This is a genomic window from Gordonibacter sp. Marseille-P4307, assembly GCF_900604965.1.
Lineage (GTDB): Bacteria > Actinomycetota > Coriobacteriia > Coriobacteriales > Eggerthellaceae > Berryella.
Genome location: NZ_UWPD01000001.1, coordinates 1,370,041 through 1,389,912 on the forward strand (window position 1 = coordinate 1,370,041; position 19,872 = coordinate 1,389,912).

Genomic DNA, 19,872 nt, shown 5'->3' on the forward strand with positions numbered 1-19,872 from the left:
CTAGAAAACGGGCTTCTTTCCGTTCTCCAGACGGGCGGGCTTTTTGGGCAGCCTGGCGTAGACGACGACGTCGTACGCTGCGAAGGCGAGCACGCCCGCTCCCATGACGTAATACCACGGGTTGTTCTCGAACGCGAAGTACGGGCTGATGAGGCTCCACATATTGCCCAGCGGGTTGAACGACATGACGCACACGAGCACGAGCGTGACGACGAGCTGCCAGCAGCTCCCCAAAAGCGTATTGCGCTCGCGCCAGAACAGACCCGGGCGCATACGATGATGACCTGCGTGAAGATCCAGAACTTGAACATGCTCGCATCACCGAGCTCCACGCGCAGGAAATTGAGCGCAACGAAGAAAATCAGGATCTGCGCGCAGATCACGAACACGGCATGCCCGACCGTGGCATCCTTGCCCCACATCTCCCAACGCTCGACGGTCACGGTCTTGTACAGGCAGTAGATTTCGACGCCAACCCACACGGCCTCGCCAACCGCCCCGAGCATGAAGAACCAGAAGCCTCCGACCGCATCGTAAGCCGAAAGGAAGGCCCAGACGCCCATGAAGTCGGCCGCACAGTAGAACGTATGCATCCAGACAGGGTACGGACCTGCACCCTCGCGGTTGACCAAGATAACCGAGTACACGTACACCATGAACCCGAGGAAGAACGTGAAGAGCGTAGCGAACAGCGCCATGCCGAAGGCGGGGTTCTCGGGGCTGAGGCTGTACGTGAAGTCGCTCAGCTGAAGCTCGACCCCCTGCGGATAACTCGCGAAAACGCTTTTGATAAGGTCCATTATGCACTCCTCGCTATCGTCGGGCTTCGACAGCTGCCGGGCAGCCACTAACGAACGCCATGATCACCACGGCATTCGGGTCGGCGAAAACATTGGCCATGCCCTCGGCAGTTCTCCTCCGACGCGGAGGGCTCCGTGGACTCCACCTTCGCCGCCTTCTACGAGGTCTACGAGGCGGACATGCGCCCCCGCCTGCGCGAGCACACCTGGTACACCAAGAGCTACATGATTGAGGGCAAGATCCTGCCGTACTTTGGCAACATGCGTGTGGACGAGATAGAGCCCATCGACGTGGTGCGCTGGCAGAACCGCCTCATGGCCTACCGCAACGAGAAGGGCGAGCCCTACGCGCCCACCTACCTGCGCTCGGTGAACAACCAGCTCTCCGCCATCTTCAACCACGCCGTGCGCTACTACGGTCTCAAGAGCAACCCCTGCGCGAAGACCACGCGCAGGGGCTCGTCCAAGGGCGGCGAGATGCTTTTCTGGACGCGCGAGGAGTACCTGCGCTTCGCCGACGCGGTGTCCGACAAGCCGGAGAGCTACTACGCCTTCGAGATCCTCTACTGGTGCGGCCTGCGCCTGGGCAGCTGTTGGCCCTCACGCCGGGAGACTTCGACTTCTCCCGTTCCGAGCTCAAGGTGACGAAGTCCTACCAGCGCCTTCACGGGCGCGACGTGGTGACGCCGCCCAAGACGCCGAAGTTCGTGCGCACCATCGTGATGCCCAAGTTCCTCACCGACGAGCTCGAGCAGTGGGTTGGCTCGCTTCCGACCGGAGAGGACGAGCGCATCTTCACCTTCACCAAGGCCAAGCTCCACCACGAGCTCGACTGCGGCTGCAAGATCTCGCATGTCAAGCGCATCCGCATCCACGACCTGCGCCACAGCCACGTCTCGCTGCTCATAGAGATGGGCTTCTCCGCCGTGGCCATAGCCGAGCGCCTGGGCCACGAGAGCTCGGACGTGACCTTCCGCTACGCGCACCTCTTCCCCGACAAGCAGGGCGAGATGGCGCGCGCCCTCGACGCGACCAGGGCGGGCATCTGATGCCGTGCCCGAACGACCGCAGGAGAAGGAGCGTCACGGTGGCCTTCAGGATGACGCCGGAGCAGAAGCGCTGGCTCGACCGCGTGGCGGCGGAGAGCGGCATGAACAAGCAGGACTTCATCATGGCGAGGCTGCACGACGAGGCCATCACCGTGTTGCCGAACATCCGGGTGTACCGAGCCCTGCGCGAGAACATGCTGGAGCTGCTTCGGGAGCTGTCGCGGATACGGGCCGGCGGCGCCGTCGACGAGCGGCTTCACGACGAGGTTGAGCGCCTGACCAAGGAATTCATCGACCTGCGCGGAGAGATGAACGCCACCACCGTGAACACCGAGCGGCACGACATCCTCGAGATGAGCCGCCGATAGCCCCACGTGCCTGGCAGAGGGCAGAAGCACCGCCCCTCGTGGCGGTGAGAGCAACGTTGCCAGCGCGCGCACCCTCCAGAGCCCGAGACGCCCCTGCGACGCACCCTGACGCTTCCCCTTGGTCCTGTGAGGACATCCAATGCCTCCTTGCACCTTGCCCGCCTCCAGGGGCTCTCCTTGGACTCTTGCAGGCTCGCCGGGAACCGCTTACGGCCGCAAGGGCCGCAAAAACTTTTCGCCGGGCACAGAGCGCCCTTGCGAAAACTCAGGCCCTCTGGGTTTTGCTTTCCCCCTTGCGCCCGCGCGAACCCCGCCGGCATGCGAGCCACAAGGCGCGCCGCCGGGGCGGGCCGGGAGCTAAGGAGGACATTATGGAAGCCATCGACACCAGGGCCAAGAAGGGCATCAGGGTCTACCTCGAGCGCAGGGGCTTCGAGATCTTGGAGGAAGGCTGGGCGCACGGCGGCGACTTCATCGCCCGCGATGAGGACGAGCTGGTCTTCGTCCACTGCCAGGTCACGCAGAACGGCGGCGAGGGATTCCCCGAGGAGGATGCGGATCGCACGGCGCTCGAACGGCTGGCGGCTGCCTACCTCGCCGAGCACCTGGACTCCGAGGACATTCGGATCAGGTTCGACGTCGTGAGCATGCTCATCGTCGGCGAGAGCCGGGCGCTTCTCCGCCACCACCTCAACGCGCTCGGCACGCTCTAAGCGCAGGGCGCCCCCAGGAGCTCCGGCTCCCGGGGGCGTCTGGTCTATAGGCTGCTTGCTCTGTCTACCGGGCGATGATGACAGTAACGAACCCAGGATCTATCTTCTCCAGATCGCGCTTGAGGCCGGTTGGATTGCGGACACGTCTGTCCGGGTCGTAGATGAAGCAGAAAAGCCGCTCGCATCCCGGATGCCCCTTGTAATGGGGAATGTCGATGCTCAACTCATCGCCAAGATTCTTGTCGCGCAAGCCATTACGTGTCATCTTCACCTCAATGAAGCGCGCCTCATCTTTTAGAAAGAGATCAATGCGCGAGTTCTTTCCGGCGAAACTTGGCACGGCTTCTTCATCGCGTACATCGTCGAAGTAGGCTAGGCAAATAGATCTGAGAAGATCTTGGACGTCGTATTCATCATTGATTGCATACCTGTCTCTCCCGTTATGCCTACGATTAATTGAGGCGACAACATCAGGAAATCTGTTGAGCATGCTCTCAATGACCGCATCAACATCATCCTCGTTAGTTTCGTCAAGATTGATAATGCCGTTCTCGATTGCTTCACGCACACCTTGCAGTTGTCCCTGCCATTCCTCGGCAGTAGAGGTGTGATTAGTCTCTTCCTCCTCTAGCTTCTTAAGCAGCGTCTGTTGGTGCTCAGGCAAGACCTCATGCAGCATCATTGCTGCCGTAGCCTGCCAAGGGGAATAAAGCTCCGACTTTACCCAAGGTCCTCCAAAGACGCCGTTGACGAAATAGGAAGTATCGAGTACCGCTTTACCTTCTTCGATTAATGATTCAAGCTTTGCAACGGCATCGTCTTTATTCATGTCATCCTTCATCCCCATCTTGCTCGTCAATCTCGCGCAGCCGCACAAGCCAGCGCCTTATGCTTCCATCCTCAAAGAAGCCGAGCAGAGCTCCATCGCAGAAGCGTTCTGCTCTCACAGCTCCCAGTAAAAGTGCCATTACTGCCTGGCCGCTGAGTTTCGATACATCTGCCTCGGACATTGCCTGGCTATCCCACTCGAGTCCGTTGTGCTCGAGTATGTCGCGGTAATGTGTGAGCTTATATTCCGGGTGCTCGTCCACAAAGCCATAGATTGCCTGGTCAACTTCCGTGACTGTCGTTACATAGTCCACGTAGGGCATCTGGATTGGGTCGTCCATGGTGCCCTTGCTCTCTCGGTCTACGACCCAGCTGCCAAATCTCTCGGCTTTCTCAATGGCAGGTAGGTGCTTCGTTAGTCCTTCAAACATAGGCCGCCTCCCTTGAGAAATGAGCGTATGCAATCTCATCGAGCTGCGAGCGTATCGCCTCAAAGGGCTGGTTCAGATCGAGCGTTTTCACGCTAATCTGGTTGCCGCTCATCTGGTACACGCCGTCCGGCTGGATTTCTTCATCCGTCTTGGCATAGAGCAGCATTCCTAACACGCCATGCGGCTCAGTCGTGTCAGCTAGCTCCGCTTCCTTGTTCTTCACGTAGGTGAAGATCTGGTACAGGTTGCCCGAGTGGACGCTTCGCTTGTCGAACTGCTGTTGCATTGTGCGGCTGTAGTACTTTGCGTCGATGATGAGAACAGTTCTGCCTTGTGCGAGCGTTATGTCGGTATGCATGGCGGGGAGCATGTCATCGAAGCCGTCGTCGAGAGCCCAACTGATGTACGGCGCCCCTGCGGAGAGCTCTGGGTGCTCGCGCCTGTAGTACTCGAGAATGAACTTCTCGTACAGGTGGCTCATGCGCGGCTCGTCTAGGAAGCTCATCATGCGGAGGCTCCCGTCCTCCTGCGTCTGGAGGAGGCCCTTCACGACCAGCCAGCACACGTTCATGAACATGCGGTAGGCCTGGTTGTTCCGGTCGAAGCGCATGTGCCAGTCCTCATGCACAAGGTCTACGTCGTCCACGTCCGCGAAGTACGGGAGCAGCCGCCTTAGCGCCTTCTTACGCGCCTTGTCGATGTCCGAACGGACCAGGAGCACAATCGTCGCCTTGAGAATGCGGTTCATGCGGGTGTCCGTGCTGAACTCGTCGTAGCTGCAGACCAGCTGCCTGCGAAGAATCGAGCGCGCCTTCAGAGACCCGGAAAGTTCGATCTTTCCCCTCGGAGAGGAGAGCGCCTCCTCTCGGTCGACGTATTCCCGGCCAAGGCCGCGCTTGAGCTGCAGGCTCACGCCCCGCGCCAGTATCTCGGCGAGAAGGTCGGCGGTGTTTCCGAACTCCTCGGCGGCGATGTCGCGGTAGCCCTGCCCCTGCAGCGTCTGGAACGCGTAGGCGAGCATGTGGTAGATGTTCTGAATCCGAATCACTGGATGGACCTGCGCAACTTGCCCGCCCACTCATCGACCTTGGAAGGCTCGTCGAACCAATACTCGCGCAGCATCGGCACGAGCTCGTAGTCAACAATTTCCGTGAGCTTCTCGTCCGTCACGTCGTCCGGGGACATGCGGCAGAAGTAGCTGTGGCCGATGCAGAAGCCGTTGCCCAGCAACTCGTCGGACGCGATCGCTTCGTTCAGTTTCACGACACAAGAGATGAGCCTGTCGAATTTCTCGCTGTTCAGTCCCTCCTGATAGGCGATGAAGCTCTCCGTGTCGAAGGCGGGGCGGAGGTCGAAGAACGCGAAGCGGCGGCGCAGGGCGTAGTCGAGCATAGCGAGCGAGCGGTCCGCCGTGTTCATCATGCCGATGAGATAGACGTTGCTCGGGACGTAGAACAGCTCGTGCGAATAGAGGAGCTGCAGCGTGTTTCTGGGCCCGCGCTTATCGTTCTCGATGAGCATGAACAGCTCGCCGAAGATCTTCGAGAGGTTGCCGCGGTTGATCTCGTCGATGATGAAAAAGTAATCGTTGTCGGAATCGTCCTGCGCCTTCTTGCAGAAGCTGTAAAATGCGCCCTTCTCGAGGTCGAAGCCCTGTGCGTTCGGGCGGAACCCCTCTATGAAGTCCTCGTAGCTGTAGCTCTGGTGGAACTGCACCATCATCACGCGCTCGGCGTCCTTCACGCCCATCATGGAGTAGGCCAGGCGCTTGGCGGCGAAGGTCTTGCCCACGCCCGGAGCGCCCTGCAGGATGATGTTCTTCTTCGCGCGTAGGACGTTGACGAGGGTCCTGTAGCGCTCGGCGTCCATGAAGACCTCCGAGAGGAAGTCATCGGGCGTGTACGCCGGGTATTCGGCTTCCCCTGCATCTTCCTCGGCCTCGCCGTCCTCTTCCTCGAAGAATGAGTTCAGCTTCTCGACGAGGTCAGGGTAGGCGGTGATGTCCGTCAGGGTCTTCATGGCGAGGAGGTCTTCCGTGTGCCACTCTCCGCTGTGCGTCCAGCGCACCCTGCGGATGTTCGGATAGGAGTCGCCGTTCTCGTCGAATTGGTAGTCTCCCTCGACGACGCCGCGGCCTATGACCACGCTGCGGCCCCGCTTTGCGAAGACGACGTCGCCCGGCTTGAGCTCGCGCGAGAACTGCCAGAGCGCGAGCGCGGAGTTCTTCTGCGAGTACTTGCTGCTGTACAGGGTGCGCAGGCTCTTGCGGATGTCTTCCTTGCTGGCGTATTGCTCGACGTTGCCGAGCTTGCTCCAGCCGATGCCCATCACGCCGCGTGCGTAGAAGTCATCCCATCTCGCGGCGCCGTCTCCCGGGGAGTAGGTCCAGTAGTGCGTGGTCCTGACCCCCTCGTCTCCGAGGGAATTTTCCTCCGCCTTCTCGGCTGCCGCCTTCTCGGCGGCTTTCTTCTCCCTGTTGACGCGCTCGGACTCCACGAACGCGGCCGCCGTCAACGAGGGGAAGTCCGCATACGGGCATTCGTCGCTTCCGAGCTTCGACTTGACGGCGTCGCAAATGGCGAGGTAGCGCCCTCCATTGTGAATCGGCGAGTCCTTCTCCTTCGGCATGATGCCGGCGATGGTGGCGCCAGTCTTTGCGACGTCAGCCATGAACCAGCGGTTGCGCGAGTCCAGGCTGATGAAGCTGTAGGGTCTCGCCCAGTAGAGACCCATGGTGAGCTTCCAGCCAAGCCCGAACTGGGTAACAGTAGTGTCGAATGCCTCGACGAATGCCTTCCGGTTCTCTTCGTTATCGTCGGCGGCTAGTACAAGTTCGGCCTCGAAAACGAGCCAAAGGTTGTCGATGTCGTGCTTGCCGCGCCGGTCGTCGTTGGCGAAGGCGTAGAAGGTCGCGTTGAGGTTGTTAAGCACGGGAATGCCCTCGAAATCCGTGGGCTGGTCCGCTTCGATGTCGAATACCTCGGCAATGCCTGCGATGATCTTCCGCCTGTTTGCATCTGTGATGCCCTTGTTGAAGAGGCCGAAGACTGTGAACGGATCGATGTCTTGGAGCTCATCTGCCTCAAGCTTTGGCAGCGGCATCCCAATGCGTGAATACACGTCGTCCAGCATGGAGATGAGCGTCTGCCGGTCGTTCAAATATGCGAGCAGCTTGTCTGCGAGTTCCTGATAAAAGCTCGTCCATGTGTGTTGGGTATTCATCCTTAAAGCCTCTGAGCCGAATTTTATTGATACACGATGATTTTAAGGCTTTGACAATTCGAAAAGTTACAGACGATAGCGAACGGAGAGGTGACCGTGCGAACAGAGTGCAGTTGTCACGCTCAAATACTAGATGGAGTTACTGTAGATGGTCGAAAGCAGCAACCTTGTTCAGGCCCAAATCGCAGTTTTGTGCTCTCACCGCTCTGCAGCGATCCGATTGCGAAAAACAGACAGACGGGTATTCCTTTCTCCTCTGCTCCCCTTCGTTTCAGAACTATTCAACGTGAACTCGGTCGCTAGGACTCAAATACTGTTTTCCCAGTTCAGAGCCTTTACTCCCCGGTAGCGAAAATTTACTCCCCAGTAAAACTTTGGGAAGTGCTCGGAGCATCAATTCCGACGTGAACTCAGTTGCGCGCTATCGTTTTATGTTTCCGCTGGTCAGGGATTTACTCCCCGGCAACCTGTTACCATTCCAGCACTTGCGCGTGCTAAAGCGGAACTCGGTACTGAGTTCCAGGTGAGTCCCGGTTTTGAGACGATTTCGCGATGTCGAGAATAAATAAATCAAGTGATCAGACGACTCGTTGAGTTCATGCGTGCTTGAATATCAACGATCGAGTGGGAGTAGTAAAAATACGTGCAATGCACGTGCATGACAGGCTAGATAGCACCCATGGCGCACTGCATCATGGGTGCTATCTTTGCGTATGGGAGCGGGTCACGGCGCATTCCAGTCGCCACGTGACGGATATCCGTCACGCCATGACGGATTCCAGGAACATACCGCCTGCCGCGCGTACAATGGCCGCATGACGCACCCATAACGCAAGGAGGCATCGTTGGAAACGGTCAACGTGACGGTACGCATGGAGAGGCAGACGAGGGACGGCGCGGCGAAGCTGTTCTCGGAGCTTGGCATCAGCACCACCCAGGCGATCAACATGTTCCTCAAGCAGGCCGTGAGGGAACAGGGAATCCCCTTCAAGGTCGCCGCCAGGCCGGCCGAGAGCCTGGAAGAGCAGAACCGGCTTACCGCATCGGCCGCCGCGCCCTCGGAGCCCTTTCACCCCTAAGTGGTTACGACCGACGTGTTATGAACTTGAAATTTGTAACACGTTTCTATACCATATATGCTTGCCAGCAATTAGACGAGAGGAGAAGATAATGGCATGCTTTATCGTTCCTGGAACAGAGGCCATCGTGGCTTCGATAGTAGAGAAAGCTGTTGCGTCCAAGGAAGATGAAAACGGCTCGGCCAAGAAAGCCGTTGCTGAGGGAAAGATTACTTGGAAGCAAAAGCTCTCTTGGCTGACGGCGATGTTGTGGGGAGGTGCCGCCCTTCTGGCGCTTGAGCACATCTGGCATGGTGAAGTCGTGCTCTACCCGCCGTTCCTCACGGCGATGTCAAACGCTGCGGATACATCTGCGATGCTGCATGAAATGAGTACCGTTGGCGTTGCCATGGCTGTAACGGTAACGGTCATTTGGATCGCGATGGTCCTCATTTCGGATCATGTCCCTGCTATCAAGAAGAAGCTAGCGGGAGGAGTGGCATAAGATGACTCTAGTAATCTGCGCAATAGCGGCGATCATCTGCATCGCGCTTCGTTTCGCAAAGCCCGAATGGGCAAAGACGTACTCCATCGGACTTCTGGCTCTCATGTTCGCAGGAGCCAGTCTCATGTGGAGCATGGACATGGTCTTCACGCTCATGGAAGGTGAGGCGTTCATTGATCTGGCCGATGCCGAAAGCACGATGGACGACGCGTTCCTAGGTGCTTTGGTCGTTGTATTGGGGCTTGCTATATGGGGCGTTGTCAACGTCATCAAGGGCACTCGTGCCAGCAAGCGAGCGGCTGCATAACTCGGATTGCATGATGTGTTGTACCACCAGAGCCTTGTCCGAAGAGAGGGCTCTTTTTTTGTAATGGTCGAGGCATGACGCAGTTACATGATCAATGCTTCTTTTCTAGTTCGTTCGTCGGATCATCTGGATGGGCTGATGGCTATCGCGATGAACCTCCAATATCCCACTGTCGTTAAATCGTATAGCATGGCAAGCCCCCCGAATGATGCGACCACATGAATCCTAGCTCGTCGCTTTGCCTTTCTTTGACGGCAAGTCAAGCTTTTGGATCGCGCGGGCGATAACCGCCAGCGAGGGAAGCTCTATCAGGGATCCGACGACCAGGGCGAGTGAGATCAACGGCCTGTTCGGAAATGCGGCTATGCCGATAGCGAGCGCTAGAGGCGAGTTCCTCGCCAGCGTGGTGAAGCTGAGCGGGATAAGGTCGTATCCGCTCAGGCAGAGCCTCCTTCCCACCCATCTTACCAGCATGAAGTTGACCACGTAGAACAAAACGAGCGGAATGAGCATCTTCAACAGCATGTCGGGGCGCTCGAACAGGGATTCGCTCTCTGAGGCGAACATGCAAGCAACTGCAAGGCAAAGGACGATCAATTGCGCGTTGTCGCCCCAAGCGCGCAGCTTCGCCACGATGCTCCTGCCCACGCCCCTCCTCTCGAACAACTTGCAGACGAAAGCCAGCGCGAACGGGACCAGCAAGACGATTGCGATGCTGGGCAGCGCCGACCCCCCAGCGATGCTCGCGCTGCCGCCGAAGAACACCATGAGGTAGACCGGCAGCAATACAATCTGGAGCAGCAGGTTCAGGGGCAGGATGGAAGCACCAAGCGCGACATTGCCCTTCGCCAGGGACGTGAACACGAGGTACCAGTCGGTACAGGGCGTGACCAGCAGCATCAGCAGGCCGATGCGCATATCCACACTCTCGCCGAAGAACAGCAGGCCGAGCAAGAACGCGAACACAGGAGTCCAGACGAAGTTGACGAGAGTGGCGGTCAGGGTGAACCGGACGTTCTTAAAGGCCTCCCTGAGCTTCTGCCCCTCGACGGACAGGAACACGAAAAACAGCAGCGCCATTAGGAAAGGCTCGACGAGGCCGGCGGACACGCCTCCTAAGCCCGTCGACTGCCCTAGCAGGAGTCCGACCAGCGCCGCTCCTATGATGAATAGCGATTGCAACTTCGTTATCAGATCCAAGTGCTCACCTAACTATTCCACAACGTCCGTAATGCCGTACGCGCCTTGCAGCTTCAGTCGATGTAATAATACAAACGGCTGTCTTGGCGTTGCCCGTGACCCGCCGTGACCCACGAAAGCGCCCTGCCCCGCCCCGAAAAACCGTGACCCAGATTTGACCCCATGGATTCGCGGCAATTTTTGAGACTGGGCGTAAATAGGACGAACTGGAGCGAACTGCGACAAACTGGAACAAACTGGAGAGAGATTTTAACGATTGAGTGGGAGTAACGGAAAGGCGATATCGCAAAGCCACCTGCTACCAGTCACTGCAACGCAGAGCGAAGCACAGCGTTTCAATGCATGCCACGCCACCTGCAACAACTCCCGAGCGCAGAAACGCGGATTTCCGGCTGATTCGCAATTATTCCCCAAGTGGCTTGCTCAGGCGCCGAATTCAGCCTTCCAGGCGTCGAGCTCCTCTGGGGTGACTTCCCCCGCCTTCACCGAATCAAGCATTTCCTTCCACGCCCTGATTGCGATGTCGAGCTTGGGTGACTTCTTCGCAGAAGCATCGAAGCCGAGCACCATCGTCCCGTCGAACTCCATCGGCGTAAGCCCGAGCTCCTCGTTCAGCCTGAAAAGCAGTTCCAGAGTCTGCCTGCTGGATTCTAGGGGCACTTCCCTTAGCGCCTCGGAGGAGATGAACAGGGCGGCGGAGGTGGCCGACAGGTTCGGCGTCTGCCGCTCGAAGGCCTACGGAATCATCCGGGAGCTCAACGAGGTGATGGAGACGCGCGGCTGCAAGGTGATTGCCGGCCGTGTGAGCAACGAGATCTTCGAGGAGATCTACTTCAACCCGAAGGGAGGTGCGCGCCATGATTGCTGACATGGAGCGGGGGTAATCGACTCAGCTCGATGCGCTAATGAAGTCAGCCGAGAAGAGCGGCTATCTTGTCCAGTTGTATTTCGGTTTCATGGAACTCACGTCCTAAGTCGAGCGTGTAACAGTAGAGGTCCATGCCGATTTCCTGCCAATGCTCGCTTCTCTCTTCATCGCGATCGGTCAACGCGTACAGGAGCATGCCCTCGACCTCCTTCGAGTTGCCGAACTGCTCATGCGCCACGTACGACTCGATTTGGTTGAGGTGCGCCGAGGACAGGATCTCGTTTCCGAAGGCGTTGGTCTTCAGGATGCGGCCGTAGCATTTCGTGTCGATGATCAGCGTCCTCGTTGACGATGAGAGCGTGATGTCCGTTTGCAGCCTCGGGAGGTACCCGGGGGCGCCGTCGGAAGCTTGTCTCGGGATTTCCTTGGCGGACGCGTGCAGGTTTCGGTGGTGTCACCGGAAGTACTCGAGCACGAACTTTTCATAGAGGGCGCGCAGCTCCTGATTGTCCGCAAAGCTGGCGAAGTGGACGTCGCCCGAATCCTGCGTGGCGAGCTGGCGGCTGATAATCATGCAGCACACGCCCATCAGCAGCTCGTATGACCTGTTGTTCCGATGAAAGCGTAGGGACTCCACTCGATGCAAACTGGCTCGCCATTACCGCGCTTCTCATGGTGCGAGTCATCAGAAACACCTGAAGGCGATCTTGGACTGATAGGTGCCGTGTCGAATGATGGTCGAAGCGATTCCCACATCAGATAGGTATAATGGCCTGAGATTACCCTCTTGGGAAGGATGGATATGCGCCGCTCCGACGACCTCATCGCGAATCTGGAATATGCTCAGTCTCTGATGAGGGACTACTCGCAGTGCATCCGGAAGATTAAAGAGTGCAAGTACGTCCCTATTTGGGAAAAACTGCCGGAGCTTCCAACGCGTCCCCGTCTCCTGAGCGCTGCGGAAGCACCGTTCGATTCGGGTATCGTGTTCGACTTTGCACCCATGTTAGCATTCTCCTCCCAAACAGAACGCACGATTGAAAGCATGGCTCGAGAGGAGCTCGAGTATTGTATTGCGGGCCTCGTCTATAAGGAGCTCGAGCAAAAGCGGTCCGGTGCATTATCCAAATCGAACCACTCCGGCTACTTCAAAATGAGATTCCACGAACGAGAAGCCGAGCGATTCAAGGCTCAATTGGATGCGTTGAACAGATCGTTCGATCGGAGATCCGGAATTTTTGGATTGAACCGCTTCAACCTTCCCCTTGAGGGACGGTACTCTTGGACGATCGCCACACCATCTACGGGCCAAAGCGGTGCCGCCGAACCCCGATTCGTCCTTTCGATCGACGACGACTTGCTGCAAGAGCAATGCGATAGATACGTTGCCCTTAAAACTAAAAAGGCGAAGGAGCGCAACGAAAAAAACTTGGCTGAGTATCGGAAAAGATACGCCGATACCGAGAAACGCAGAAAGGATTATAGGGATCACAACGAAAAAGCCGAACGGAGCAACCAAGAGACCCGCCGAATAGTGAGCGAGCAGGTCGGCGAGATGCACAGGATATACGAAACGTATCTGAGCAGCGTAGACCCCTGGTATCCGCGCGATTATTGCAGCCTCGAAGCAGTAGGGGCGTTCATTAGAATAGCCTGCGATCGATCCTCTATCGACCTGGACGGTTGTATCGACCGTTATGAAGAAGAGTTGCGCCACAGGGAGACCATGCAGGCATTCGACGCCATGGGAAACAAGATCGACCGGTTGACTAACGAAGTCGCTGCAACTCGCCAAGCCGTCATGTCCATGGAAATGAAGCTCGATTGTATTCGCAGTAGCATCATGAACATCGAATCGAGTGCGCGGGAGTCCGTCAAGCTTTCGAGCATGCAGCTTCATCGGGCAGAGGAAGCTCTCCAGCTGCAGCAAGCGGGTAATGTTTTGCTGTGCGACATCGCCGATGTGCAGTGGATCAACACGTTCTTGATGAATAGATAAACCGGTTTGATAGAGATTCCAAGCGAGTCGATAACGGCATCGGATTCGCTTGCGTCATGGATGATCATCCTATCCGCCCAAGCGCCCACCCGACAGAATCGTCGCCAAACAAAGAATCAGGTGGGCGCCCGGGTACATTCTTTGTTGGCTGAAACCATCACTGAATGGTCGCGCGTTTTTTGTCCCCGAGGGCGAAACAGGGCCGTTTCGGGGTCCGTGAAACTCAAATCAAACTCAATAGGCTTTTCGACGGTCTTTGCACGGCGTTTCCCCAGGTGGTTAATGGGGGGGGGTAAAGAATCTCGCTATCTCAAGGAAGACGGGAGTAATCAAGGGAAATGCCGCGGCATACCGCCGTAAGAGGGCATGATCTTGTCGACGATGAACTCCCCAACCTCGGTAGGCGGAAGACCCTGATTTCCGTGCCTTCTGCCTCCCGGGTCTTTGCGCTACATGTTCTCGATGGCGTCATTGAACCTGTCGAGGAGATAGGAATCAAAGTCCTCGTAAACCTCGACGACCCCGCCGCCGTCGTAGGGCGACCAACTGACCACCTTGCCGTTGGAGCAGTCGATGCAATACAACCACTCGTCGCAGTTCTCCACGGCAACCAGGCCGTCGGGGAGGCCGTCGGGACGGTACTCCTCGGTCTCCTCCGCAAAGACCATCGACCCGTCGAGCCCGACGCCGAGTACCGTCACGCCGCCTATGCCGCCGTGGCCGTACCTGCGGAGGAAGTCGACGTACTGCGCGGGGAGCTTCACCCCGAGTTCCGATTCCGCGTTCCTCAACGCGCCGTCGTCGAGCGGGGCGCGGAGGAAGTCACCCTCGCGCTCATACTCCAAGATCAGCGCTTCTACTTGCTGGTTCATCGTTTCCCGCCCTTCCTCTTGTATTCGTCCGCGCGCCATTTCCAGTACGCGCTTCGAAAATTGTTGAACTGCTTGCTGAGAATCGGGTCGTTGCGGAAGCTTCCTCCGTTTCCGACCAATCCGTGCAACGTTTTCTTGTACTCTCGATGAGTCACCTCACGAATCTCAACCACGGGTCCCGATTCCTTCTGGATCACGTGGTGCAACTGGACAGGACGTCCGTCGTTGCCGATGGGAGGCCTGCCCTCTTCCATTAGTTGGAGATTCGTCTTTCGATGCTTTGGATTATACTGCGCGAAATCGATGTCGTTCCTCTGATAGACCCTTCGACTCACGTCGCGCTCTTCTCCCATCACTTTGACGGACCCAGTGTATTCAGTTCGAGTGAAACTATTCGAGCGCCTTGCCCCGACGGTATGGCCGAATCCTCCGTTCGCCCCGGTGCCCATTATTTACCGCCCTTGTGGGCGATGGATGCATCGCTTCCGAAGGCGACGATGCGAATCCCGGCTTTGGAATACCTGCCGAAGATATCCTCTGGGGCGCTGCCGTAGACGACGATCGTCGTTGGGGCGAGCTCTCCGACAATCCAATCGATGTCGTCTCGCATGAAGCTCCGGTCAGCTTCGTCGTCGATGGCTCCGTTAGTCCCGACCGCGATGACGCATCCGTGCGGTGCGCCATCGCAGCAGAGGGGAAATGTCCTCTCGTCTCCGAAACGCATGTTGACGATCACATCAACCCCGTTGTCCTGTAACCACGTCCCGATGGCGCGGCTCCTGTAGATGTTCCAGGTCTGCATGCAAAGGGGCATGTCGCGGTAGAGGCTGAAGTCGGGGAGTATGACGCCTTGAAACCGCTTGAGGATTGGAAGGTACCGTCTCGGGCTGCGCCAGACGCGTTCGAACTGGTAATCGTATTCAAAGAAGTGGACCCACTGGTCGTGGTCCTTTGACGAAATGGCCTTCGAAAACGCGACTAGCCTGCCTGGAACGGAATCGGTCGGTTGAATGACGGGGAATTCCAGGCCGCCATCGTAATAGGCGCGCGATACAAGGTATGAGTTGAACACGTCCTTGTATCCCCTGTTGTCGCAGTTGAGTTTTCCGGCGCGACGCCCGTTTTGTTTCCCGTTGCCATGCAGGTCGGAGGTGTTGGTGTTTTGCCTATTGTTCGACTGGGTCAGGAATCCCGGCCCCAAGCCTAAGCCCGAAAGCCCCGGCAAGCCGGCGAAAAGGTACGGTTGGGAGCTCAAGAAGCTCGCCGTCGAGGAAGTCGCAAACGGGCAAGATATAAGGAGTGTTGCCGACCAGCTCGGCGTGGTCAACTACGCTACCGTTCACGAGTGGATCCGCAAATGGAGGACGGAAGGCGACGTGGGGCTCATGGGCAAGAGGGAGCAGATCGAGGCGGGCGCCTACAAGACCCGCGCGCAGCTCGAGGCCGCCCTGCCTGATGGCGTGGACGAGCTCAAGCGGCTGGCCGCCAGGCTGACGACGGAGAAGGCCGTGCTCGAACGCGAGCTGGAGCTGGCAAAAAAATCCCCGGGCGGCATCCCGGGAAAACTGCCGAACAAGTCGAAAGCCAAGATAGCTGACGAGCTCAAGGGCAAGCTGCCGCTGGCGCTGCTGCTCGAGGTCCTGGAGTTGCCGCCGAGCAGCCACTGCTACGCCGCTGCGGCCGCGAAACGCCCCGATGCCTACGCCGAGGTGCGCCCGCCCATCCACGAGATAGCCGCGGGAAGCGGCAACGCATACGGGTCACCGCGCATATGGCTGGCCCTGCGCGGACGAGGCGTGTTCATATCCGAAAAAGTCGTGCGCCGGCTCATGAAGGAGGAGCGCGTCGAGGTTCGCTACGCCAAGCGGAAAAGGAAGTACCCGAGCTACGCCGGCGAGATCACTCCGGCGGTCGACAACCTGGCCAAAGGCGACTTCCACGCCGAGAGGCCCGACGAGCTCTGGCTCACCGACATCACCGGGTTCGCCGCGATCGACGGGAAGGTCTACCTGAGCCCCATGATTGACTGCCACGACGGCATGGTGGCGTCGTGGTCGACCTCCCGGCACCCGGATTCGGATCTGGCGTCGAAAACGCTCGAGGGATCGGTCGGGACGCTCGACGCCGCCAAACGCGCCTCCTTGAAGCAGGGGGACGGCCGCGATTCCCTCGTGATGCACACGGACCGCGGAGGGCATTATCGGGGCGGAGCCTGGATCGAGCGGCTGGAAGGGCTCGGCATCGCCCGCTCGATGTCGAGGAAGGGCAACAGCGGCGATAATGCGGCGTGCGAAGGCTTCTTCGGGAGGATGAAGACAGAGATGCATTACGGCATCAAGTGGAGGAAGGCCAGCGACCTGGAATCTGCAATCGACGCGTACATCGACTTCTACAACAACGGGAGAATCACGTCAAAACTGGGAGGGATGACCATCGCCGAGCACCGTGATACTCTAACGAAAGTCTCCAAGAAAGCGTCCTAACCCCCTTCCAAACTCGGCTTGCATTCTGGACATTCTTCGATTTCCAGGAATGCGGTGTTTGATGGTATCTACGAGGGCGAGTTTCGATGGGTGCTCTCATTGGGATTGGAGTTGCAGTTCTTCTAAAGAGATTCGCCCTGGAAAGGCGGGGTTTCCAGGGCGAATGAGGATGATTGACGAGGGCTTGGTTTATTGTCGCTGTAGGCGAACCCAGCTTGCAAGGCAGAGCGCAAGCCCCAAGATGGCGGCTAGTCCAAACATTCCCATTGGCGATTCGTCTCCAGTCTGGGGTTGTTTCTTCGGGTTTGGAACATCCGGTTTGGGGGGTTCGGGTATTAACCTGTTGACGAAGATTGCTCGGGAAGTGGTATTCGCTTCGATGGTTCCCAGATTTCCCTCGGAAGTCATTTCGAACTTCGAAGGGTCTACATCGATTTCGTTTACAGTGAAGGTAACGCCTTCGGGAAGAAGGTCGGCTTGAATTGATTCGCCATCGGCCAGTTGGAACGTGGCTTTTCCGTCGACGAAATCCATGTCGCCGTATTTTCCGGTTAGGGGTTGAGAAAGCTCCACCGTAAAGGTGAATTTGCCGTTTGCGGAATTTGGCTTGGCAGGTTCTTCTGATTTTACGATTTTTGATACGTTCAGACTGCCGACGATTTCGTTCTTAAGTTCGATTGCATAGATCTTGGTTTCGGGGTCGGTGGTCTTGCTTACTTCGATGAGGGTGTATTTTCCAGAATCGACTTCTTCGAAATGGACGGGCAGCAGTTGGCCCGTTTTCACATCGATTAGGGTTTCGGGGTTGGGGAAGTTATCTACAATAGCTTCCCATCCATTTTCTTCGGTAAGCACCACGTCTTCGATGTAATGGTTGCCCACATATAGCTTGAGCTTGATTTCGGATGGATGGGATGTTTTTTCATCGACCTTCCAGCTTTTATGAATCTTGAGCTGGTAAGTATCGTCTTCGCCGAAGACGAGCGTTCCATTGTTGGCAATGCCTCCGCCAGAAATGCCCGCATGGGTGGCTTTGTTATTGCGGATGACGACCGTCGCCAACTGTTCGGCTAGGTTCTTCGAATCCTGCGTGGGGACCGACTTGAAGTTTAGCTGGGTGTCCAGTTCAACGTCATAGGCGATTCGGCTGCCTGGGTTGTCGGGGTCGTACCGCGGCAGGAACTTTGCATCGCTTGGCTTGAAGTTCACGTGTATTCCTTGGTTTGAACCGTCTTGATACCATAGTCGGTAGCCACCGCCGAGCATGCGTTCGTCAATCACGACGGGTTTGCCACCGTCCTTCTCTTTTTCCCCGAACGAATACTTCCACATTCCCACAAAGTCATCGCCGGCACCGTAATAGTCTTTGTTGGTTCCGGCATCATTGGCCTTGTTGTCGTAGAGGGCAAGGCCCTTGGTGATGTGCATGGTCGTCTTGCCTGTGGGGCAGTTCCAGATGCCCCCGCCTTGTTCGCTTGGCGGCTTGTTTCCTGCACCCACCAGGAAGGGTTCGTCTATTTGATTGTTGGTTATCAAAGCGTTGTGAAGGGTGAGCTTCGAGTTCGTGTCGTTGTAGATGGCTCCTCCACCCCAAAAGCCGGTTGCTTCGTTTTCGGCGAACAGTCCGGCGGTGATCAGGGCGTTGGCTTTTCCCAAAAAGGAAATGCCACCTCCTGATTTTGAAGCCTTGTTCTGGGTTATCGACCCACCGCTCATTTTGAAGTTCGTGTTTGCGGCTTTGCTTGTGGTGTAGTAAATTCCGCCGCCAAACCCATTGGCTGCATTCTGGGTTATCAATCCACCCGTGAGAGTGAAGTCGGAATCTGCAATGTAAGCACCACCGCCTTTGCCGTTGTATTCGCCGCTGGTATTGCCGGAAATCACGCCTCCGGACATACTCGTGCGCGTGTTCGTGGCGAACAATCCCGAACCTATTTCCGCCGTATTGTCAGAAATAATTCCTCCGGTGATCGTCACGCTTCCACCGTCGGCATGAACCCCGCCACCGAATGCGTTTTTCTCGGGATGGGTTCCTATGTTTTCGGAAATGGAACCTCCGGATAAGATGAGATCGGAATTTTTAAGGTAGATTCCCCCACCCTTGGTCGCTTGATTTCGAGTGATTGATCCATCCTGCATGATTACGGTTGCGTTTACGGCATGAACCGCACCGCCTTCGGGCATGTCATCGCCCGCTCCTTCAATCTTGTTGTTTTGCAGCAGGGCGCCAGATGCTATTTTCAGCGTTCCGCCTTCTACGTACATCAGCGCCTGTTCGGCGATGACGTCATCACCGTTTCCGTCGATGGTGATGTTTGCGAGCGTTGCTTCGGCTCCCTTGATGACTTTCAGCAAGGCGCTTTTGAAAGTGCGCTCGCGCATGAGGATGGCATTGGTCCCCGACAGGGAAATCTCGCCCGACACGTTGGTGGTGCCTACTACCAAAATTTTCGTAATGCCTTGGTTCGCCTTCGCCAGTTCTTTCGCCCTGTCGAAGCTCTTGACCGCGCTTTCGGTGCTGGCACCGTCTTTCGCATCGTCTCCGCTTTCGCCGTTAAGATAAATCACCTGCGAATCGCTTGCTTCCAATTTGAGGGGGAGTGACATGACGGAGCTCCCCACCGATCTTTCTATTTCCTTGGGTTGAATCGAATCGCTGTTCGAATCGGTTGCGGAATAATCTGCGCCAATCGGCGTGCTCGAAGATGGAGCGATGTCATCGACATCAGTTTCTTCTTCAGATGCTTCAGGTTCGGAAGGGGCTGACGGGGGCATGGTTTCCGCCTGGTCCGTTTCGGTGAAGGGCAGGGCAGGATCGCTTTCGACTACAACGCTTTCGATACCGGCATCTTCGGTCGGGGACGTCGCCTGGTTGGCATACGCGCTTGTCGCACCACCAAAGGAAATCGATGAAACGAGTGCCGCAACGAGAAGCGTGGTTAATGTGCGGTGGGCAATTCTCATGGAAAAATCCTTCACTTTAATCGGGATTTGGTTGAGAGCGGGTTTTCTATCACTGCTCGTATATCCAGCTGTTCTGCAAGGATGGTGGAGCTTCATTTTCGACGGTTGCCAATATATCACATTCAGGCATACAAACGGTTTTCTGACGAGGCCATTTTTTTTTGGTTCTATTTGGGGAATTTAGGCCTTGAAGGAGTCCTTCCAG

General features: G+C 57.1%; 24 protein-coding genes. 11 read left to right on the top strand and 13 right to left on the bottom strand.

Going from position 1 to position 19,872, the window contains the following annotated elements; all coding sequences use genetic code 11:
- The gene (locus EIH26_RS08445) at positions 1 to 273 is read right to left on the bottom strand and encodes a hypothetical protein (protein ID WP_206424686.1); all 273 of its coding nucleotides are present in this window, start codon (positions 271 to 273) and stop codon (positions 1 to 3) included.
- Between the two features lie 351 nt (positions 274 to 624).
- Here EIH26_RS08445 and EIH26_RS08600 point away from each other — a divergent pair, with 351 nt between their 5' ends.
- From EIH26_RS08600 to EIH26_RS06260, 5 genes are all read left to right on the top strand, one after another.
- The gene (locus tag EIH26_RS08600; protein ID WP_255409485.1) at positions 625 to 750 is read left to right on the top strand and encodes a hypothetical protein; all 126 of its coding nucleotides are present in this window, start codon (positions 625 to 627) and stop codon (positions 748 to 750) included.
- A gap of 185 nt (positions 751 to 935) precedes the next feature.
- The gene (locus EIH26_RS08515) at positions 936 to 1,445 is read left to right on the top strand and encodes an N-terminal phage integrase SAM-like domain-containing protein (RefSeq protein ID WP_241152788.1); all 510 of its coding nucleotides are present in this window, start codon (positions 936 to 938) and stop codon (positions 1,443 to 1,445) included.
- On the top strand, positions 1,442 to 1,849 hold the full coding sequence (locus EIH26_RS08520; RefSeq protein WP_241152789.1) for a tyrosine-type recombinase/integrase: 408 nt from the start codon (positions 1,442 to 1,444) through the stop codon (positions 1,847 to 1,849). Before EIH26_RS08515 ends, EIH26_RS08520 begins: the two co-directional genes overlap by 4 nt.
- Positions 1,849 to 2,217 (top strand): DUF1778 domain-containing protein, encoded by a 369-nt coding sequence (locus EIH26_RS06255; protein ID WP_124061366.1) that lies wholly within the window; start codon positions 1,849 to 1,851, stop codon positions 2,215 to 2,217. Before EIH26_RS08520 ends, EIH26_RS06255 begins: the two co-directional genes overlap by 1 nt.
- Before the next feature lie 371 nt (positions 2,218 to 2,588).
- Positions 2,589 to 2,930, top strand: coding sequence for a YraN family protein (locus EIH26_RS06260; protein ID WP_124061367.1), 342 nt, complete (start codon positions 2,589 to 2,591; stop codon positions 2,928 to 2,930).
- A gap of 64 nt (positions 2,931 to 2,994) precedes the next feature.
- On the opposite strand, the gene EIH26_RS06265 is transcribed toward EIH26_RS06260, so the two are convergent.
- From EIH26_RS06265 to EIH26_RS06280, 4 genes are read right to left on the bottom strand one after another with little or no spacing between them, the layout of a single operon-like run.
- Entirely contained in the window at positions 2,995 to 3,759 is a 765-nt protein-coding gene (locus EIH26_RS06265; protein WP_124061368.1) for a hypothetical protein, read from the bottom strand.
- Position 3,760: 1 nt separating this feature from the next.
- Positions 3,761 to 4,189, bottom strand: coding sequence for a DUF6508 domain-containing protein (locus EIH26_RS06270; RefSeq protein WP_124061369.1), 429 nt, complete (start codon positions 4,187 to 4,189; stop codon positions 3,761 to 3,763).
- Positions 4,182 to 5,267, bottom strand: a complete 1,086-nt coding sequence (gene mcrC / locus EIH26_RS06275) for a 5-methylcytosine-specific restriction endonuclease system specificity protein McrC (RefSeq protein WP_206424687.1) — start codon at positions 5,265 to 5,267, stop codon at positions 4,182 to 4,184. The genes EIH26_RS06270 and mcrC overlap by 8 nt, the downstream gene beginning before the upstream one ends.
- Positions 5,234 to 7,411 (bottom strand): AAA family ATPase, encoded by a 2,178-nt coding sequence (locus tag EIH26_RS06280; RefSeq protein WP_124061370.1) that lies wholly within the window; start codon positions 7,409 to 7,411, stop codon positions 5,234 to 5,236. Before EIH26_RS06280 ends, mcrC begins: the two co-directional genes overlap by 34 nt.
- An 845-nt stretch (positions 7,412 to 8,256) precedes the next feature.
- On the opposite strand from EIH26_RS06280, the gene EIH26_RS06285 reads away from it, so the two are divergent.
- The 3 genes from EIH26_RS06285 to EIH26_RS06295 all read left to right on the top strand — a co-directional run bounded on the left by EIH26_RS06285 (position 8,257) and on the right by EIH26_RS06295 (position 9,281).
- A complete protein-coding gene (locus EIH26_RS06285; protein WP_124061371.1) occupies positions 8,257 to 8,490 on the top strand; it encodes a type II toxin-antitoxin system RelB/DinJ family antitoxin in 234 nt (77 codons plus the stop codon).
- A gap of 91 nt (positions 8,491 to 8,581) precedes the next feature.
- Positions 8,582 to 8,974 carry a hypothetical protein gene (locus EIH26_RS06290; protein ID WP_124061372.1) on the top strand — a complete coding sequence of 131 codons (393 nt, stop codon included), beginning with the start codon at positions 8,582 to 8,584 and terminating at the stop codon, positions 8,972 to 8,974.
- A 1-nt stretch (position 8,975) separates the two neighbouring features.
- Positions 8,976 to 9,281, top strand: a complete 306-nt coding sequence (locus tag EIH26_RS06295; RefSeq protein WP_124061373.1) for a hypothetical protein — start codon at positions 8,976 to 8,978, stop codon at positions 9,279 to 9,281.
- 225 nt (positions 9,282 to 9,506) lie between these two features.
- Here EIH26_RS06295 and EIH26_RS06300 read toward each other — a convergent pair whose 3' ends face one another.
- Together EIH26_RS06300 and EIH26_RS06305 are read right to left on the bottom strand one after the other, a co-directional pair.
- Entirely contained in the window at positions 9,507 to 10,481 is a 975-nt protein-coding gene (locus EIH26_RS06300; RefSeq protein WP_206424688.1) for an arsenic resistance protein, read from the bottom strand.
- 423 nt (positions 10,482 to 10,904) lie between these two features.
- Entirely contained in the window at positions 10,905 to 11,141 is a 237-nt protein-coding gene (locus tag EIH26_RS06305) for a hypothetical protein (RefSeq protein ID WP_206424689.1), read from the bottom strand.
- A gap of 22 nt (positions 11,142 to 11,163) precedes the next feature.
- Between EIH26_RS06305 and EIH26_RS06310 the strand changes: the two genes are divergently transcribed.
- Complete coding sequence (locus EIH26_RS06310; protein WP_124061374.1) at positions 11,164 to 11,349, top strand: ICEBs1 excisionase; 186 nt, start codon at positions 11,164 to 11,166, stop codon at positions 11,347 to 11,349.
- Between the two features lie 43 nt (positions 11,350 to 11,392).
- Here the strand turns inward: EIH26_RS06310 and EIH26_RS06315 are convergent, their stop codons facing one another.
- Together EIH26_RS06315 and EIH26_RS08605 are read right to left on the bottom strand one after the other, a co-directional pair.
- On the bottom strand, positions 11,393 to 11,587 hold the full coding sequence (locus EIH26_RS06315; protein ID WP_124061375.1) for a hypothetical protein: 195 nt from the start codon (positions 11,585 to 11,587) through the stop codon (positions 11,393 to 11,395).
- Positions 11,588 to 11,803: 216 nt separating this feature from the next.
- Positions 11,804 to 11,938 carry a hypothetical protein gene (locus tag EIH26_RS08605; RefSeq protein ID WP_255409486.1) on the bottom strand — a complete coding sequence of 45 codons (135 nt, stop codon included), beginning with the start codon at positions 11,936 to 11,938 and terminating at the stop codon, positions 11,804 to 11,806.
- Positions 11,939 to 12,151: 213 nt separating this feature from the next.
- Here EIH26_RS08605 and EIH26_RS06320 point away from each other — a divergent pair, with 213 nt between their 5' ends.
- Complete coding sequence (locus EIH26_RS06320) at positions 12,152 to 13,348, top strand: hypothetical protein (RefSeq protein ID WP_124061376.1); 1,197 nt, start codon at positions 12,152 to 12,154, stop codon at positions 13,346 to 13,348.
- 449 nt (positions 13,349 to 13,797) lie between these two features.
- Here the strand turns inward: EIH26_RS06320 and EIH26_RS06325 are convergent, their stop codons facing one another.
- From EIH26_RS06325 to EIH26_RS06335, 3 genes are read right to left on the bottom strand one after another with little or no spacing between them, the layout of a single operon-like run.
- Positions 13,798 to 14,220, bottom strand: a complete 423-nt coding sequence (locus EIH26_RS06325; protein ID WP_124061377.1) for an SMI1/KNR4 family protein — start codon at positions 14,218 to 14,220, stop codon at positions 13,798 to 13,800.
- On the bottom strand, positions 14,217 to 14,669 hold the full coding sequence (locus EIH26_RS08525) for an HNH/ENDO VII family nuclease (protein ID WP_124061378.1): 453 nt from the start codon (positions 14,667 to 14,669) through the stop codon (positions 14,217 to 14,219). The genes EIH26_RS06325 and EIH26_RS08525 overlap by 4 nt, the downstream gene beginning before the upstream one ends.
- Positions 14,669 to 15,292: a DUF4417 domain-containing protein gene (locus tag EIH26_RS06335; protein WP_124061379.1), complete on the bottom strand. Its 624-nt coding sequence runs from the start codon at positions 15,290 to 15,292 to the stop codon at positions 14,669 to 14,671. The genes EIH26_RS08525 and EIH26_RS06335 overlap by 1 nt, the downstream gene beginning before the upstream one ends.
- Before the next feature lie 97 nt (positions 15,293 to 15,389).
- On the opposite strand from EIH26_RS06335, the gene EIH26_RS06340 reads away from it, so the two are divergent.
- Complete coding sequence (locus tag EIH26_RS06340) at positions 15,390 to 16,703, top strand: IS3 family transposase (RefSeq protein ID WP_164470998.1); 1,314 nt, start codon at positions 15,390 to 15,392, stop codon at positions 16,701 to 16,703.
- A 189-nt stretch (positions 16,704 to 16,892) separates the two neighbouring features.
- Here the strand turns inward: EIH26_RS06340 and EIH26_RS06345 are convergent, their stop codons facing one another.
- Positions 16,893 to 19,667 carry a DUF5979 domain-containing protein gene (locus EIH26_RS06345; protein ID WP_124061381.1) on the bottom strand — a complete coding sequence of 925 codons (2,775 nt, stop codon included), beginning with the start codon at positions 19,665 to 19,667 and terminating at the stop codon, positions 16,893 to 16,895.
- Between the last annotated feature and the right edge of the window lie 205 nt (positions 19,668 to 19,872).